Below are 14,905 nucleotides of genomic sequence, written 5' to 3' on the forward strand. Positions count from 1 at the left end.
CTTTACCTTTGCACGGAACTGCCTGACGACCTGTACGGGCTGCCGTGCTGTTCCTTGACCTTGACCACACACACCGTCATCAGGATCGCCGCCAGCAAGACCGCCACACATCCCGCTACGATCCTGGCTTTTGCCCGAAGTCCATCCAGTCTGCCTGGCGTTCGGACTTGCTCCTCGTAGTACCGCACGAGCGTCGTCCACAGGGGTGGAATGCCTGGCGTAAACGTGATCGCGACCCTTGGCGACAGCGCCGCCACTTCTTCCGGCTTCAGCAGCTTGCGGGCCTGCTGCTGCCAGCCACTGTTCCAGTTTTCGGAATGGCTGGTGCTCCCTGGAGTGGCTCCCGGCACTTGGACTGATTTCCCACTGCCGCTTCCGCCGCTATCCACAACGATGGTTTCCTCACCCAACCGGGCACTCACATATTCCGCTGTCTGCGGATCGTTGACTCCGAAGAAAACCTGGCTGGTGTTGCTCAGCAATGTCTGATCCTGATCTTCAGGAAAACACTTCTTGAGCTGGCCGAGCGACTGGTAATAAAACTGAAGTCGCACGCCATAACCTCTGAACTTGTCCACGGCATCATCGAGGCAGTCGAGATGGCCGAGGCTTGCTGCTTCGTCCAACACGAAATGCACCTTGTTCGCTTCCTGCAAACCACCCCGCACCACCGACCGCAGCAATCCACTGATCCACATTCGCAACAGCGGCGATTGCGCCCGCATGTGTTCGGGCGGCAGCACCAGGTACACGGTCAACTTTCCCTTGCGTAGTTCCGCCGGTTCAAAGCTGCTGTCTTTCGTGTTCTCCACAATCGGCAGCGTGTCGAGGAAACGCAGGAAGCGGTTTGTCGTTGTGAGCGTCGAACCAAGCTCTCTGTCCTTGAAATAGGTGAGTTGATTCCCCATGCGGGCCAACATCCCGTTCCACACCTCGGGCGATCCGCGCATCAGCTCGATGACGGCTTCCATCTTGGCCGAGTTGGAAAGCAGAGTCCGCACGGTTTGCAGCGACCGGTCGCCCGGCTCGCCGAAGTGAACCACCACCGCGAGCATCGACGCGATCCAGGCTTCCGCCGAGTCCACGAAATGTGGGTCCTTCTCCTGCCCGGTCCTTATGACGAATGCTTCGGCCAGGGCCCGGCAATCATCAATCGCCAGCGGCGATGCCTTGTCGATGGAATCAAGGACGTTGAACCGGTCAGGTGTCTGCGTTACCACTTTGAACGGATCGAGAAGAACGATCTTGTGCCCGAACACATCGCGCCTGTGTTTCGCTGTCAGGTTGGCCAATTCGCCCTTGAAATCCACGACAACGCAGGAATCGGGGCACCGTTGCAGGAAGGGAATCACACAAGACACACCCTTGCCAACACCGGTCGGGGCAAAAATCGCCGTATGCACGGCGTTCGACAAGCTCACCATTACCTGCTCAGATCGACCGAACACGGCCAGGAAGTCCTTGCACGCGTTCGTGTCATCAATCCGCTTATCGAACAGCTTCCAAAGCGCCGGCAAGAGCTTCTTCGGCCCAGCGGAGAGCCGTCCGAGAATCAGTCCGCTCGTGCCGCCCAGCATCCCGGCCCGACTCAGGTCGCTCGCGTCGGCCCAACGGGCCGATCCCAGCGTGGTCAGGCGGGCATAGCCTTTTTTCGCATGGGCGATGCACAGAGCGACGACGGCCGCGACCATGAACCACGGCGACATCGACCCCAACATGATGATGCAGCAGACCAGCAGCAGCACGGCCAGTACCAGCATCGTTCGGCACGTTTTCATGATGCACTCTCCTCCGAGGTGTTCTGAGCGTTCACGGGAACTGCTTGCTTGGTTTCCTGCAAATGCCCCAGGAGACAACCAGTGAGCACGGGGATAATCATGGCCAGGAGGAAGCATCCATCGCGGATAGTGCGGTACGGTTCATCCGCCGCCCGTACCTTTTTCACTTGCGCCTCACTCGGAACGAGCTTTCCGTTCGCACGCTTCGCGAATGGGTTCCCCTCAAACGTCGAGACTGTCGGCTGCTCGCCTACTGGCGGCGGTGGCCCCGGAGGTCCGGCGTCCACGGGAGGAATGTTGGCCGCAATGCGTGCCGACTCCTCTTCGGTAAGCATCATGCTCCCGGCGATCTTGCTCGCGATCATCGCGAGCAGCATGACCGAGGCTGCCACGAGCACGATCTTGTTCTTGCGGTTGAACATGCTTATCCCTTTCTGCTCTTATCCTTCATGACCGCCTGAAACGTTTTGGCGTCCAGACCCTGCTCGCGGGCTTTCTTGGCTTCCTTGTGGGCTTCCGCGAACGACTCGATCAGGTCATCCAATGACAGCTTTTCCCCGCTGGTGACGATGCAAACTCCCGACGGCAACATGCACCTGACGCGGGACATCCTGACCGCCGGCACGTTCGCCTTGCGGCTCTTGCGTCCGGCTTGCTCGATGGCGTCCCGGCTGGCACCGGAGAGCTTCATGGTCAGAAGAGCGGCCTGTTCCTTTTCCGGCAGCTTCGAGGCCGCATAGCAGTCGGATATGCCGACTCTCCCCTCCTTCAGCGCTTCCTGCCACTCCAACGTGCATTTCGAGGGTGACAAGAGTCGCGTCACCATACTGGGATCGATGTGTAGAAGCTTGGCGATTTCCTGCATCCCCGATTCAGGATGCACTCGCTTGAATTCCTCCAAGGCTTGCCACTTCTCACTCGCCTTCAGGTCCGCCTTGTGGAAGACCGTCGCCATTCGAATGCCTGGAATCTCAGCTTCCGGCCTGTCGGTGATGATGACTGGGAGTTCTTTGATTCCCTTTCGCTGTGCTGCCAGCCATCGTCTCCAGCCGTCGATCAGCGTCCCGTCCGGTCGAGCCAGGAGCGGCACCAATATTCCCCGGCACACCAGGTCGTCGCCCAAATGGCCCAACTCTGGTTCGTCCGCCTCTTTTCGATAATTCCCCGGATCGGCCTTCAAGTGACCGGTTGGCATCATCTTGATCGTTGACATCTTGGCCTCCGACTTCTCGATTGCGTGTCCTCGTTCCGATAATCGAAGTCTTCTTCGGAGCGCTCAAATCAACAAAGGGCCAACGTCGTCATTCAGCGGGCGCGGTCAGACACCGGTATGGGCAAAGCGAAATGGCACGACCTTTGGCTGCACCAGGCAGACGCATTTGCGTCGCCGACCGTTAGCGCAACATGCCATTGTCAGAGGAGTTATCTGGTCCACCGCCCCTGAACCCTAAAGCCGATGCCTGTTTGGTCCAGTACGAAACACACAACACCGGTGCCGAATGAACTCATTGCGGAACTGGGTGTGGCACTCCGGCTCATTCGTGTCCTTGAGAGAAGACCCGTCTGGAAGCCGCTTCGCAGAGGGCTGGGTTCAGCAGACGTGACGGGGGCGATGCCTTCCAAACCCGCAGCCAGAGCCACTTTCAGCGCGACAATGCCGCTGAACTGTGATATTCTGAAACAATAGTTGCTATGGAACACTGGCCAGGGAGGGGCCACCGTATGCAGGACGTGCCAGAAACGGGGTTTCTTCGATTACCCCAAGTGCTCAGCATCATTCCTCTGGGGAAAACCAGTTGGTGGAAGGGTGTGAAATCAGGGCGGTTTCCGAAGCCTGTCAAACTTTCAGAGCGATGCACAGCCTGGCGCGCTGAGGACATCCGCGAACTGGTAAAGCAGTTGTCTGAGCATACACCGATCGTATAACGGTTGACGAAGGCGACAGATTCTGCTGTTACTGACAGGCTCTTTGAGAAGTTCGGCCTTCGCTTTCGTTGGTAGGGGTACAAAACTGGGGTATCTGATTGTAACGGCGGTAACATTAGCCACTTTTATCAAATGCTTGTCGTCCCAATATGATTCCTGCATTGCCCACCACAACTTGGCCCCGATTGACGTGCCGGCCACCGGGTAACGTAGTCTGGGAGCCATTCCTACACCGACTCGCTGTTGTTGGCGTTCATCGAAACTTGTTGACATCCACAAAAAATTCGGGGTACATATCTGCCCATATACCCCACCGGATGACAACTTGTACCCCATGCCCAAGTCTCTTTCTGATGCACAAATCCGCAACGCCAAGCCAAAACCGAGGCCCTACAAGCTTTCTGACGGCGAAGGGCTCTTTCTCGTCGTTATGCCGACCGGCAGCAAATACTGGCGGCTGCGGTACTTTGTCGCAGGCAAAGAAAAGCTGCTGGCCTTGGGCGTTTATCCTGAAGTCAATTTGGCAGATGCACGCGAGAAGCGAGCAGAAGCACGTAAGGCACTCGCAGGCGGGAGCGATCCTAGCGAGCTGAAGAAGGAGGTAAAACGACAGGTCATTCTAAAGAGCGCAAACGTGTTTGAGGTGATCGCCCGCGAATGGTTGACAATGCGCGAACACGAATGGGCACCCTCGCACGCTCTTCGCCAACGGGGCCAAGTCGAAAAGCATATCCTTTCCAAGCTCGGCAACAGGCCTGTTGCGGAAATTACAGCGCCGGAAGTCTTAGCAATGCTTCGCGTCATTGAAGCGAGGGGCACTCTTGATACCGCCCACCGCATGATGCAGGTGACGGGCCAAATCTTCATGTATGCCATTGCCACTGGCCGGGCAGAACGCAATCCGGTTCCTGATCTGCGAGGTGCCCTTAAAACCCCGGTTGTCAGTCATCACTCCTTCCTGACCGAGAGTGAATTGCCCGATTACCTGGGAAAGCTCGACGCATACAACGGGAGCCCACAAACCAAGTTGGCACTGCGTCTTCTGCTCCTCACGTTCGTCCGTACCAATGAGCTCCGCGGCGCACTATGGACGGAAATTGATTGGGATAAAGCGGAATGGCGAATTCCTGCCGAACGCATGAAGATGAACCGGCTACACATTGTTCCGTTATCGACGCAGGCAATCGGAGTTCTCCGGGAACTGCAAAAGATCTCTGGCAATCGGAGCTTTGTTTTTCCAAATGAGCACAACCCTGCTACCTACATGAGCGAAAACACAATGCTGTATGCCCTGTATCGCATGGGCTATCATTCTCGCGCTACCGGGCATGGCTTTCGCAGCACGGCAAGCACGATTCTGAACGAGCATGGGTTCCGTGCGGATATAATCGAGCGGCAGCTTGCCCACAGCGAACGGAATAACGTCCGTGCTGCCTACAACCATGCCCAATACCTCCCGGAACGCCGGGAAATGATGCAGTGGTGGGCAGACTTTCTTGACAAGGCTGGAACAAAGAATGAAAAGCCCCGCCGCAAATAAGCCCATATTATCGACTTCGTGTCGGGATCGTAGGTGGTTCTGATTCAATGGAACGAGCAAACAGGAACGCGGGAGCATTCTTTGTGAGCCATGCCTTGATTGCCTCATGCGACTCAAACTCCGCGACTTCAATGCTGTCGATGGTCGGCCCCGTGTCGCCTACCTTCCTGATTTCGTCTTCGCTCATTTCGCGGATAAACAAGACCCGGTGACGCTGCAAGCCGGCGTGCGTCAGATTGATCGCTCCTTCGTTCAAAGGTTTTGCGAGATTGGAGCCCCTTATAAGAACCACATACACCGCTGCGGAATTGAAGGTGAGCAGCAAACCTTCTGATGGATCGTATTTCCACGGTCCCATCTGTGAGTAGGGAAACCACATGCTGGTCCCGTTCCTGAATCGAAACTCCAGCGCCGCAGATTGGTCGCGAAGTCCGCGTAAGTAGCCAAACGCTCCGCACGTGGCTTCCCCCTCATCATCCGCTTCCTTCGACTGCAAGATGCCACTCAGGCCCGATGCGGCCCCACCGCGTTTAAGACGATCCTGATGTGTTGTGTCATCCGGCATGGTCCAATCCTCGATCCGGGGTGATGGCATCTTTGCCGTTACCGAAAACCGAAAGCCCGCGTGCAAACGCAAGCTGTTTCAAACGATCCTTCAATCCGGGCTGCTTTGCAGCCTCGGAAAGTTCCGTTGCCGACATCGGCTCGTCAGGCCGTCCTACTGCCTTCAGCAAGCTGATCCTGTCATCCGTGAAAACGACGGCCTGCTCTTTGCCGCGTGTCAGCGCCACGTAAGCTGTTCGCTGCGTCGTCGCCGGCAGCGACTCGCTGGCGATGGCCACGAATACCTTGTTGACCGTATCGCCCTGGCTGGCATGGCTGGTCGTGCAGTAGCCGTGTGTCAGATGGCCGAATTCCCGGTCAATGACCCAGCCATGATCCACGACAACATCGCCTCGCCTGGTGAATCCCTGGACGTTGAACAACGACCCGTTGCTCAGGCGATGCTTTCCATCCTTGGTTTTGCCGCCCGCTGTGACGCGAATTCGGTCGCCGACCGCCAATGTAAGTTGAGTTGGACGATACACCTCGAACCGGTCTGCAAGCCCGGTCGGCAATCGAATGCCGTCGCCCACAACAAGCCTATCGCCTTTCGTGAACCCCTTCGCATTCTGCTGAAATTGCACCAGGTATCCCGGCTCATATTCGGTGGAGTCGGTTTTCTGTGAATCTGTCAGGTGAGTCGGAACCCAGGCATCAACAACCTGCTCTTTACTGAGCCTGCCTCGTGCCTTCAGGCCATCACGGATTGACGCCGTAACGCGATCACCTTCGGCGTGCGTTGGCGACACAACGAGAGCGGTTTTGAAATCACCGGTTGCCTTTTTCTCAGACACCGCCGCGATGTAGGTTTCGGCGAGTTGCTTGTACCGGTCCTCATCCGACACCTGTTTGATCCACCCGAGCTGGTCGAGCAACCCGAACGCTTTATCGGTGTGACCTTCGCTCAACTGCTGCGCCACCTTTCGGTAATCGGCAGCTTCCTGCCTGAGAATCTGCGTTACCGCCGCCACCTTCAACCCTGCCGTTTCTTCCAACAGCTTGAGCGGTTCGCCAGCAGTGACGCTGCGATGCTGCCTTCGGTCGCCCACGAGTACAACGCGGGCATTGGCCATTTCGGCGACCTCAAACAACCTGAGCATTTCTCTTGTGCCAAGCTGGCTTGCTTCATCCACGAGCAGCACGCCGCCACGTACCGCTTCCTGCATTTTCTTGTCCTTCAGAAACATGGCTACCGTGTCAGCATCTTTGAAGCCTGCGTCGTTTCGCAGCACTTCACGGCTGGCTTTCACAGATTGAGCGATGGCAACCACGGGTTTGCCCGCCTCAACAATCGCTTCGCCGAGTTCCTGTTCCAGCGTTGTTTTTCCGGTTCCGGCCACGCCGCGAATAATCATCACCCGGTCGCGGGAGCCAATCACATGGGCGACGGCTGCCTTCTGTTCGTCGTTGAGCCACTCACGGGAAACCGGGCGCTTCGGATCGCCAAGAGGACGGCAGCGGCCGCGTCCATCACGAGCGAACGCAATGAGCTGCGATTCCATATCCCGCATCAACCGCGTGGTTGCCATCGTGCGGCCCTCGAATTCGCTGCGTATGAGCGGCCGGTTCGCTGTTTCGCGCGCCACATCCTCGACGGTCACACTGCCGAGGCCGCGTTTCAACGCTTCGGTCACGAGCTTGCGTTCTGGAACCACTGCCTCGCGCACATAACTGTGCTCGATGGCGTGATCGACCGCCGCCGCTTCCTGATGGAATTGCCGGGCATAGTTTGTCGCACGGCAGGACGTGCCTTCCAGGCCATGCCGCTCCTCGACTGTCATCCGGCTTGCCCAGGCATCACGAAGTTCTTCGATGGTCAATGCCTTGCTCTTCTTCTCGCGGGTTTCGGCCCCCAGTTCGGCTTTGCGATCCGGGTCGGTTATCCCTTTCTCGGCGGCAATCTTCTCAATCAGTGCTGTCCGGCGCGAGAAGCGTTGGAGCAAATCCTTGGGAATCCCGGCGATTTCAAAATCGTCACGCTTACGGGCCACACCGAAGCCTATATCCTGGAGTTTGTTGGCCAGTCGCACACGGAACGCGGCCTGGAAATACGGTGCATCCTGCTTCAATTCGCGGAACTGACCTGCCTTCCAACGCTCTTCTTCCTGGTCCCACGTAGTGTTGAAGGTGAATACGTGGGCGTGCAACTGGGGGTCGGGCACGCCATCGACGGGTCGTGACGTGGTATGGATGAATTCCGCCCACACCATGTTGCCGGTCGTGCGGTTCGCATCCTGGCCTTTGCGGCGCACGCGGGTTTTCATCTCAGTTTCGACCTCCCGCATCGTCTCATCGACGCTATTGCGGAAGGCATCCAGAATGCCCTGATCACCGCTCATCGCATAGAGCAGGGACACTGACTTAGGAACCGAGAATGTGAAATCGTAACCAACCGTCCGTTCGGTGCGCGACCGAACCGTCAGTTGCATTCCCGTCCGTGGGTCGAGATTGTCGCAGAGACGCTCGAAGGATTGCTTGTCAACGGTGCCTTCAAGGCCGAGCCGGGAAGCTCCTCTGCCGCCCCAGGAGCCGATGATCTCTTGGCCCTCGCTGTAATAATCAGCCGTCGCGTAGTAGCGCTTGGCTCCCTGGGCACTGTTCTGTTGCGTGATTCGCATCATGCCCTATTTTATCGTAGCACAACATCGTTAACGGAACGTTAACACTTTTGTGCTCCACCGCAGAAACTCTACGTTTGCGACGATTCAACATCACGCAAATGTGACTCACGCGCGACTGCGACGCCGATGGCTTGTGATGAACCGCGTTGGCCATGTGTCACGTTTTTATTGTGTTGGGTCCTGGACACCTGGGGCTTCTATAGTCTCCAGAAACCGGACGTTTTCTTTCCGCTCCAACCGTTCTGCATAGTTACGCGGCGTTTCATCGTCAGTATTCCTGACACTCAGATCAGCCCCTGCTTTTACCAGCATCTGAATTATTCTGGAATCCGCAAACCCTGCTGCGCAATGTAGTGGTGTCTTGCCTTGAAAGTCCTGTGCATGAATATCCGCGCCTTGACCTGCTTCATGTTTTTCGGACAGTCGAGAGGCTTATTCTGGAGGGGTCCAGGAGAGCCAGCCGATGTCGAAGCAGCCGTCTGGGAAGGTGAAGTTGCCGGAGCGTCGGAAGCGTCGTCGATTCACGGAGGAGTTCAAGGCCGAGGCGGTGCAGATGCTGCTGGATGGTCATTCGGCAGGTTCGATTTCCGCACGACTGGGGCTGTCGAGTCCCACCGTGTTGTATCGCTGGAAGCGGGCAGCGATTCAGCAGGGAGGCCGCACGGCGGTCGGTCTGGAAGGTCGCGTGCGGGAGCTCGAAGCGGAGCTCAGGCGGGTGGAGCGGGAGCGTGACATCCTAAAAAAAGCGCTCTCCATTTTCGGCCGCGACGGGTGAGAGACGTGTATGCGGGGATCGACCAGTTGGTGCTGACGGAATCGTTCGCGGCCTCGGCGGTGTGCGATGCGCTCGACGTGAGCCGGTCGGGGTTTTACGCCTGGCGGAGCGAGGAAGAGTCTCACAGAGAGGAAGCAGATCGGGAGTTGACGCCGGTGATTTGCGACGTGTTCTGGCATCATCGTCGGCGGTACGGAGCACGGAGGATCGCGGTGGCGTTGTCCGAGCGCGGGATCGTCTGTGGCGTGGCGCGGGTCGCCAGGCTGCTGAAAAACCAGGGTTTGCGTGCGATTCAGCCCCAGTCGTTCACGCCGCGCACGACCGACAGCCGGCACAGCCTGGGCTACAACGAAAACCTGTTGAAAGGCAGAAAGGCGCCTTTGAGGGTTGATGAAGTGTGGGTCGGTGACATCACGTACATTCCGCTGGCCACGCGCACGTCAGGCAGCCGGTTCGGTTATCTGGCACTGTTGATGGACCTGTTTTCGCGGCGGATCGTGGGCTGGGATTTCGGGCTGACGATGGATGAGGAACTGGTTCTCGGCGCACTGCGACGCGCGATTCGAGACCGGCAACCGGAGTCGGGCTTGATCCATCACACGGACCGGGGCGGCCAGTACGCCTCGGCGAGATATCGGGCCGTGCTGCGGCGTGCCGGGATCTCTCAGAGCATGAGCGCCGCGGCGAACTGTTACGACAATGCCTTCATGGAATCGTGCTTTGGGACGATCAAGCAGGAGTTGGAACTGGTCGAATATGAGAGCAGCGCCGACGCGCTGCGCGAGCTGTCGAGCTACATCCGCTACTACAACGCCGAGCGCATCCATTCGTCGCTGGGGTACGTCTCCCCGGCCCAGTTTGAAACCCAACACCCTCCCGGAAAATAAGACACTGGACTGTCCAGGAAACCTGAAGCACCCCACCTGACGACAGCAGCAGCTCAACCACTTCTGGAACAGGTTCATAGGATGCCATGTGCAAGGCTGTTTCTTGGTAAATTGTCCGCGTGTTTACGTGACTACCCGCCCCGAGCAGAATCTCTACAACGCGCGTTTTGCTTTCAAGTGCTGCTCTATGCAGAGGCAGGGCAATCGCATGTTGAACCTCATGCCCGTGAATGACTTGCGATTCCGGCGGAAAATGCCGGTAAAAAACGATCGAAATCTCGCTGGTTTAAGGGGGTGTTTTTTATCGGCACGAATTGCCGAAGCCGCAAGTGCTTTTCCAACAACGGATTGCACATGCGATTGCCCTGTATGCAGAGGCGTTTCTCCAAGGTCCGTCTGGGCGTTTACGTATACGCCAGTCTCCAGCAATTGCTGTACTGTAACTGCATCCCCATTCTGCGCAGCTATATGTAAAGGGGTCCAAAACGGTCCCCAGTGTCCGTCATCGCGCATATTTACCTCCACTATTTCATAACTTACGCACCGATCAGATGCGACCCGCTGAGTGTTGTCTGCTCAGGTAACTTCGTAATAGCACGGAACATTGCCGATGTCATGCGCATAGTGCTCGCTGGTCGTGATTCCTGCGTCTGATGCACAGTTTGGGCCGCCGTGTTGCCGACGCCGACCTATTTTCTGATCTCAGCAATGACCTTGCAGGACTTGGCTTTGTCGTCTGGTCAACATGCCGTCTTCCTTCTTCGGGGCTTTTAGTCCGACCGCACACACGGCCTTTTCACCGGGCACGCTTAAAGCCGCCGCCGGTCCGCGCAAGCTGCCAAGGCCGCTTTCCTGAAGGAAGCCTTCGGCCTTTCGCTTGCCCGCGTTGGGCTTGAAAGCCTACCGGCCTGTTGCGGCTTTTGGGTGCGTCCCGTAAGGCCGCGATAGTCGCAGCCGGAAACTTAAATCAGAAGGAGAACACCATGTCACAACCAGCACACAAAATCCGTATCGGAGTCCTGCAAGTCACGATCTGGAGAAACCACGGCGAAAAGGGCAACTGGTACAGCGTCATTCCGAGCCGCAGCTACAAGCAGGATGACGCCTGGAAGGAGACCGACAGCCTCGGCTTTGACGACCTGCTGACGATGGCCAAGCTGTTCGACCTGGCCCACACCTGGATCATGCACCAGCAGCAGGCTGACGCCAAGGGCCGCAAGGAAGCGGCGAAGGTTGCCGCCTGACGCGGATGCCGGCGGGCGGTCCAACCGCCCGCCGGTTTTCTTTCATCCTCAACACTTTCAGAAAGGAATCGCAATATGACTGCTCTTAACCATTCCCCGGCACCTTGGAGCTACGGATACAACCCGTACACCGTCCGCTCAGAGTCCAGCCCACTCGGCGTCGATGCCGAAATCCCGGCTTTTGAAATCTTCGATGCTGACCACATCAAACTGTTCGACACCAATGAGAATATGGCCCCCGACTTGCAGGAGTCCAATGCCCGCCTTGTATCAACGGCACCGAGATTGCTGGCCTCACTTGTCGTTTGTGCCGATCTCCTTGCCGATTACGACGAGTCGGAAGGTGAAGAAGGAGATGCCTATCGCGAGGCAATTGCTGTCATCGCCAAAGCGACAGGGAGGGCAGCATGACGAACGTGAATTGCCTGGAAGGCATCCGCTGCCCGCAGTGTGCGCAGGAAGACCGATTCAAGATCACCGCTCTGATTTCCTGCCTCGTGACCGACGATGGCAGCGAGCCGACGGGGGATCATGAATGGGATGACGACAGCAGCACCCATTGCCCAGACTGTGGCTTTGACGGAAAGCTGCGGAACTTCCGCACGCGAAGCCACCTGCCGCCCGACCCGGACGGCATGAACGACAGCCGCGCCCAATGGGCCGGTTCTGCCCTACTCGCATTCATGTTTGAAACCGGAACCGATCTGGAAGACGCACTCGGCGACCTACTGGCTGACCTGATGCACTGGGCTGATCGTCACAACTTTGATTTCGACTTGGCCCTTGACCGCGCCCGCTCACATTACGCGGAGGAAACTGCCGGGGAAGGGAGTCCAGCATGACCGATACTGACATCAAATCACCACTCGTATTACCCAGCGGTACGCCTCTGCAACCGGGCAAGCTGTACCTGCGGCTGTATCATGGCCGCAGAGACCCCAATCAGGAAATGGACGACTGGGGATTCAACGGGCCGACGTTCGGTCCTCTTTCCTGCTATGTCCACACGTACTGCTCGACGTTCCGAATCCACGGCGAGTCTGACAACAGCGAAATCTGGTTAGAAACGCATGAAGACATGATACGGTGGGGAGGTTCTTTCTACGGCGACATGGAGCTATTCATCGCCAGCCCGAATGACCGAGCCTGATTCAGCATTTGGGCACATCGCCATCCCGGCGACCGCGTGCTCACGGGCTGTGCTCCGCTCCGGTCCTCTTCGAGGGACGGCTACCGCCCCCTCACGCCCGCTTGTGCTGCGGCCTGCCGGCCTGGAAGCGGACACCTGCGGTGCTGACGTCTTGTAACGCAAGCCGGGGGAGCATCCCCCGCCCGTCAAGGACCGGGGCAAGCGACCGTTCGCGGCCTCCTCCCCAATCTTCCGCGCTCCCAAAACCTCGCTTGTGCAGACCGGGTGCCCCTCCGCTCCGGTCGTCCTTGACTGGCTCCCCCCTTTCACATTTGGGCTTTCGCCCCCCTTCCGCCAAAAAACGCTGTTCGCGTTTCGCGTAAGGGGCCATTCCAACCAGAGGCCCTGCAACATGCCGCCCCCTTCGGGCATGGCGGCTCCAATACATCTTTGATTCCGAACTGGCTGACCACGGACAGTCGGCTGCATCATCCCGCTATCCTCACGCGACCGCCGTAGCTGGCGGACGGCGGTTTGCTCGACCAAAAGCCACGGCATCGGGGAGAGATCGCGCTTCGCCACCCAATTGAGACATTGTGAATTCCTGACAACATTCTCAAGCACGTTTTTGAACAGGCGTCTTCCCTATGCACAGCATAGGCTCGCTGGAACCGTTCCAGCGGTTCAGACGCCTGGCAACCTCGACTCGCTGCGGTGCTAACCGGCTGCTTTCGGTGGAGCGCCGGTTAGCACGCGTGTTCGTGGTTGCAATGTCGCGTGCGATCGCGCTTCGTGCGAACGCCAGCGGACAAATGAGTGCCCATGTAAGCGCACTCAATGATGGCGACGAACTCGTCCGCCAACGTCCACAGAGAGAATGAAGACTGCGCAAAACTTGCAACAGCGATTCTCGGAGACACTAGGTTTTCTGCGGGTTTCAGCGTCTTCGCAAGTTGCGCGAGCATTTCAGCAGTGATACACTTTGCTTATGTCCATGCCTCCAACATATCACTTCAACGATCTGGGCAATCAGGCCCAGATGATGTCGAAGAATTGCGGCAACGAGCGCATGGCGATGATCCTCCAGTATGTGGCAGTCGGTTCCATGATCATTATGGCCGGCGTTGCCGCCAGCCAGGTCTTGAGAGATGCCTTCGGTCCGACCGACCATCATCGGGGCCGTGGCTGGTCGAGGTAGCCATGCCGCACCAGTCTCGTCCGGATCGAATCTTTCCACCGCGCCGATACTTTGGCCAGAACGGGCATCCAAAACGGGCGGAGGCATACCCTTGACGTATGCCGAAGAAGCCGCCTTCGTGGGATCAGCCCACTTTATTTCCTCTCGATGGAAACGGTTCACCCGAACCGGCAAACGAAGTAAAATCAACCTCACCAGTCAAAGGAGATGACCATGCACTACAAGACCATCGTCCTAACACTCCTCCAGCAACGGACGGAGATGCACGAACGCCTGCGGAAGGAACGCAGGTTGCTGACAACACTGGAGCGGTACGCCCACGAGTTGAAGCAGAGTCACGAAGCCTTCATCGACCTGCTGTCGGCGATACCGGGCCACGACCCGAGCCAGATCCGAAGCACGGCAATGGAGATGGCGGTCGAGCAATTGCAGGAACGTTTGCAGAGCGAGTCACCGCAGGACGACAGGGAACTGCCTACGCTCGATCAGGCAATGGCGTTTCTCGTTGGTCCCATGTCGAGAGACTGAAGCACTCCCGAGGACAGCGAAGCCTTTTTGATTCGCTATCGGACGACCAATCTCCCGACGTGCCGACCCCGCCTGGGGCATCAGATGACGGCACGCTAATCAGCCCGCCGGGCCGTGCAAGCGGAATTCCGGTTCCCCCTGAAGGTCTCCCCCAAAATTCCGCTGGCACGGTCGCGACGCGAGCGGAGCCCCGGACTGCGGCTGATTCCTCCGCGAGCCGTCAGGCCCCAGTTGCGGGGCCGGTAACACAAGGAGGAGACCGCGACGTGCAAGGAACACAACTCAGCTTTCAGTTAGACCTACCGCCACCGATTCGATTCACCGACCCGCCGCCACGACCGGCAGCAAGGGATCTGTTCTCAATTCCGTCGTCGCCGACACCAGCGAACATTTCAAGCGGAGAGAAATCGAAGGCGCGCGACATCATCGCCGCCATCCGCACGCTAGAGGCCATCGAGCAGGAACAGCGACGCGCTACCGATGCCGAACGGCAGGTACTCGCCCGTTTCGGCGGCTTCGGTGCCGTGGCTCTCTCAATCTTTCCCGATCCCGTGACTGGCAAACACAAGGACACTGGCTGGCAAGCTCTCGGCGAGGAACTGCAATCACTGCTCACGCCCCAGGAATATGACAGTGCCAAACGCACCACGTTCAACGCCTTCTACACATCACCCAC

17 protein-coding genes are annotated in these 14,905 nt (G+C 57.9%); 10 read left to right on the plus strand and 7 right to left on the minus strand.

Annotated elements, in window-relative coordinates; translation table 11 throughout:
* Window positions 1-2: 2 nt before the first annotated feature.
* Genes JSS27_02205 through JSS27_02215 form a run of 3 tightly spaced genes read right to left on the minus strand, consistent with a single transcriptional unit; the run spans window position 3 to window position 2,991 of the window.
* A complete protein-coding gene (locus tag JSS27_02205; GenBank protein ID MBS0207743.1) occupies window positions 3-1,778 on the minus strand; it encodes a type IV secretory system conjugative DNA transfer family protein in 1,776 nt (591 codons plus the stop codon).
* The gene (locus JSS27_02210; protein MBS0207744.1) at window positions 1,775-2,200 is read right to left on the minus strand and encodes a hypothetical protein; all 426 of its coding nucleotides are present in this window, start codon (window positions 2,198-2,200) and stop codon (window positions 1,775-1,777) included. The genes JSS27_02205 and JSS27_02210 overlap by 4 nt, the downstream gene beginning before the upstream one ends.
* A 2-nt stretch (window positions 2,201-2,202) precedes the next feature.
* Window positions 2,203-2,991 carry a ParB N-terminal domain-containing protein gene (locus JSS27_02215; protein MBS0207745.1) on the minus strand — a complete coding sequence of 263 codons (789 nt, stop codon included), beginning with the start codon at window positions 2,989-2,991 and terminating at the stop codon, window positions 2,203-2,205.
* Window positions 2,992-3,500: 509 nt separating this feature from the next.
* Here JSS27_02215 and JSS27_02220 point away from each other — a divergent pair.
* Both JSS27_02220 and JSS27_02225 read left to right on the plus strand, forming a co-directional pair.
* A complete protein-coding gene (locus JSS27_02220; protein ID MBS0207746.1) occupies window positions 3,501-3,704 on the plus strand; it encodes an AlpA family phage regulatory protein in 204 nt (67 codons plus the stop codon).
* Between the two features lie 334 nt (window positions 3,705-4,038).
* Complete coding sequence (locus JSS27_02225; GenBank protein MBS0207747.1) at window positions 4,039-5,244, plus strand: tyrosine-type recombinase/integrase; 1,206 nt, start codon at window positions 4,039-4,041, stop codon at window positions 5,242-5,244.
* Window positions 5,245-5,251: 7 nt separating this feature from the next.
* On the opposite strand, the gene JSS27_02230 is transcribed toward JSS27_02225, so the two are convergent.
* From JSS27_02230 to JSS27_02240, 3 genes are all read right to left on the minus strand, one after another.
* Window positions 5,252-5,809 (minus strand): hypothetical protein, encoded by a 558-nt coding sequence (locus JSS27_02230; GenBank protein MBS0207748.1) that lies wholly within the window; start codon window positions 5,807-5,809, stop codon window positions 5,252-5,254.
* Entirely contained in the window at window positions 5,799-8,468 is a 2,670-nt protein-coding gene (locus JSS27_02235; GenBank protein MBS0207749.1) for a relaxase domain-containing protein, read from the minus strand. The genes JSS27_02230 and JSS27_02235 overlap by 11 nt, the downstream gene beginning before the upstream one ends.
* Before the next feature lie 165 nt (window positions 8,469-8,633).
* Window positions 8,634-8,891: an ankyrin repeat domain-containing protein gene (locus JSS27_02240; GenBank protein MBS0207750.1), complete on the minus strand. Its 258-nt coding sequence runs from the start codon at window positions 8,889-8,891 to the stop codon at window positions 8,634-8,636.
* 70 nt (window positions 8,892-8,961) lie between these two features.
* Here JSS27_02240 and JSS27_02245 point away from each other — a divergent pair, with 70 nt between their 5' ends.
* Both JSS27_02245 and JSS27_02250 read left to right on the plus strand, forming a co-directional pair.
* The gene (locus tag JSS27_02245) at window positions 8,962-9,243 is read left to right on the plus strand and encodes a transposase (GenBank protein ID MBS0207751.1); all 282 of its coding nucleotides are present in this window, start codon (window positions 8,962-8,964) and stop codon (window positions 9,241-9,243) included.
* A 26-nt stretch (window positions 9,244-9,269) separates the two neighbouring features.
* Window positions 9,270-10,130 (plus strand): IS3 family transposase, encoded by an 861-nt coding sequence (locus tag JSS27_02250; protein MBS0207752.1) that lies wholly within the window; start codon window positions 9,270-9,272, stop codon window positions 10,128-10,130.
* A gap of 153 nt (window positions 10,131-10,283) precedes the next feature.
* On the opposite strand, the gene JSS27_02255 is transcribed toward JSS27_02250, so the two are convergent.
* A complete protein-coding gene (locus JSS27_02255) occupies window positions 10,284-10,643 on the minus strand; it encodes a hypothetical protein (GenBank protein ID MBS0207753.1) in 360 nt (119 codons plus the stop codon).
* A gap of 470 nt (window positions 10,644-11,113) precedes the next feature.
* On the opposite strand from JSS27_02255, the gene JSS27_02260 reads away from it, so the two are divergent.
* The 6 genes from JSS27_02260 (at window position 11,114) to JSS27_02285 (ending at window position 14,229) form a co-directional block, all read left to right on the plus strand.
* Window positions 11,114-11,374 (plus strand): hypothetical protein, encoded by a 261-nt coding sequence (locus JSS27_02260; protein ID MBS0207754.1) that lies wholly within the window; start codon window positions 11,114-11,116, stop codon window positions 11,372-11,374.
* A 75-nt stretch (window positions 11,375-11,449) separates the two neighbouring features.
* A complete protein-coding gene (locus JSS27_02265; protein MBS0207755.1) occupies window positions 11,450-11,785 on the plus strand; it encodes a hypothetical protein in 336 nt (111 codons plus the stop codon).
* The gene (locus JSS27_02270; GenBank protein MBS0207756.1) at window positions 11,782-12,216 is read left to right on the plus strand and encodes a hypothetical protein; all 435 of its coding nucleotides are present in this window, start codon (window positions 11,782-11,784) and stop codon (window positions 12,214-12,216) included. Before JSS27_02265 ends, JSS27_02270 begins: the two co-directional genes overlap by 4 nt.
* Window positions 12,213-12,524, plus strand: a complete 312-nt coding sequence (locus tag JSS27_02275; protein ID MBS0207757.1) for a hypothetical protein — start codon at window positions 12,213-12,215, stop codon at window positions 12,522-12,524. Before JSS27_02270 ends, JSS27_02275 begins: the two co-directional genes overlap by 4 nt.
* A gap of 967 nt (window positions 12,525-13,491) precedes the next feature.
* Complete coding sequence (locus JSS27_02280; protein ID MBS0207758.1) at window positions 13,492-13,701, plus strand: hypothetical protein; 210 nt, start codon at window positions 13,492-13,494, stop codon at window positions 13,699-13,701.
* A gap of 213 nt (window positions 13,702-13,914) precedes the next feature.
* Window positions 13,915-14,229: a hypothetical protein gene (locus JSS27_02285; protein ID MBS0207759.1), complete on the plus strand. Its 315-nt coding sequence runs from the start codon at window positions 13,915-13,917 to the stop codon at window positions 14,227-14,229.
* Window positions 14,230-14,905 lie beyond the last annotated feature (676 nt).

This window comes from Planctomycetota bacterium (assembly GCA_018242585.1).
In the GTDB taxonomy this organism is placed as follows: Bacteria; Planctomycetota; Planctomycetia; order Pirellulales; family PNKZ01; genus JAFEBQ01.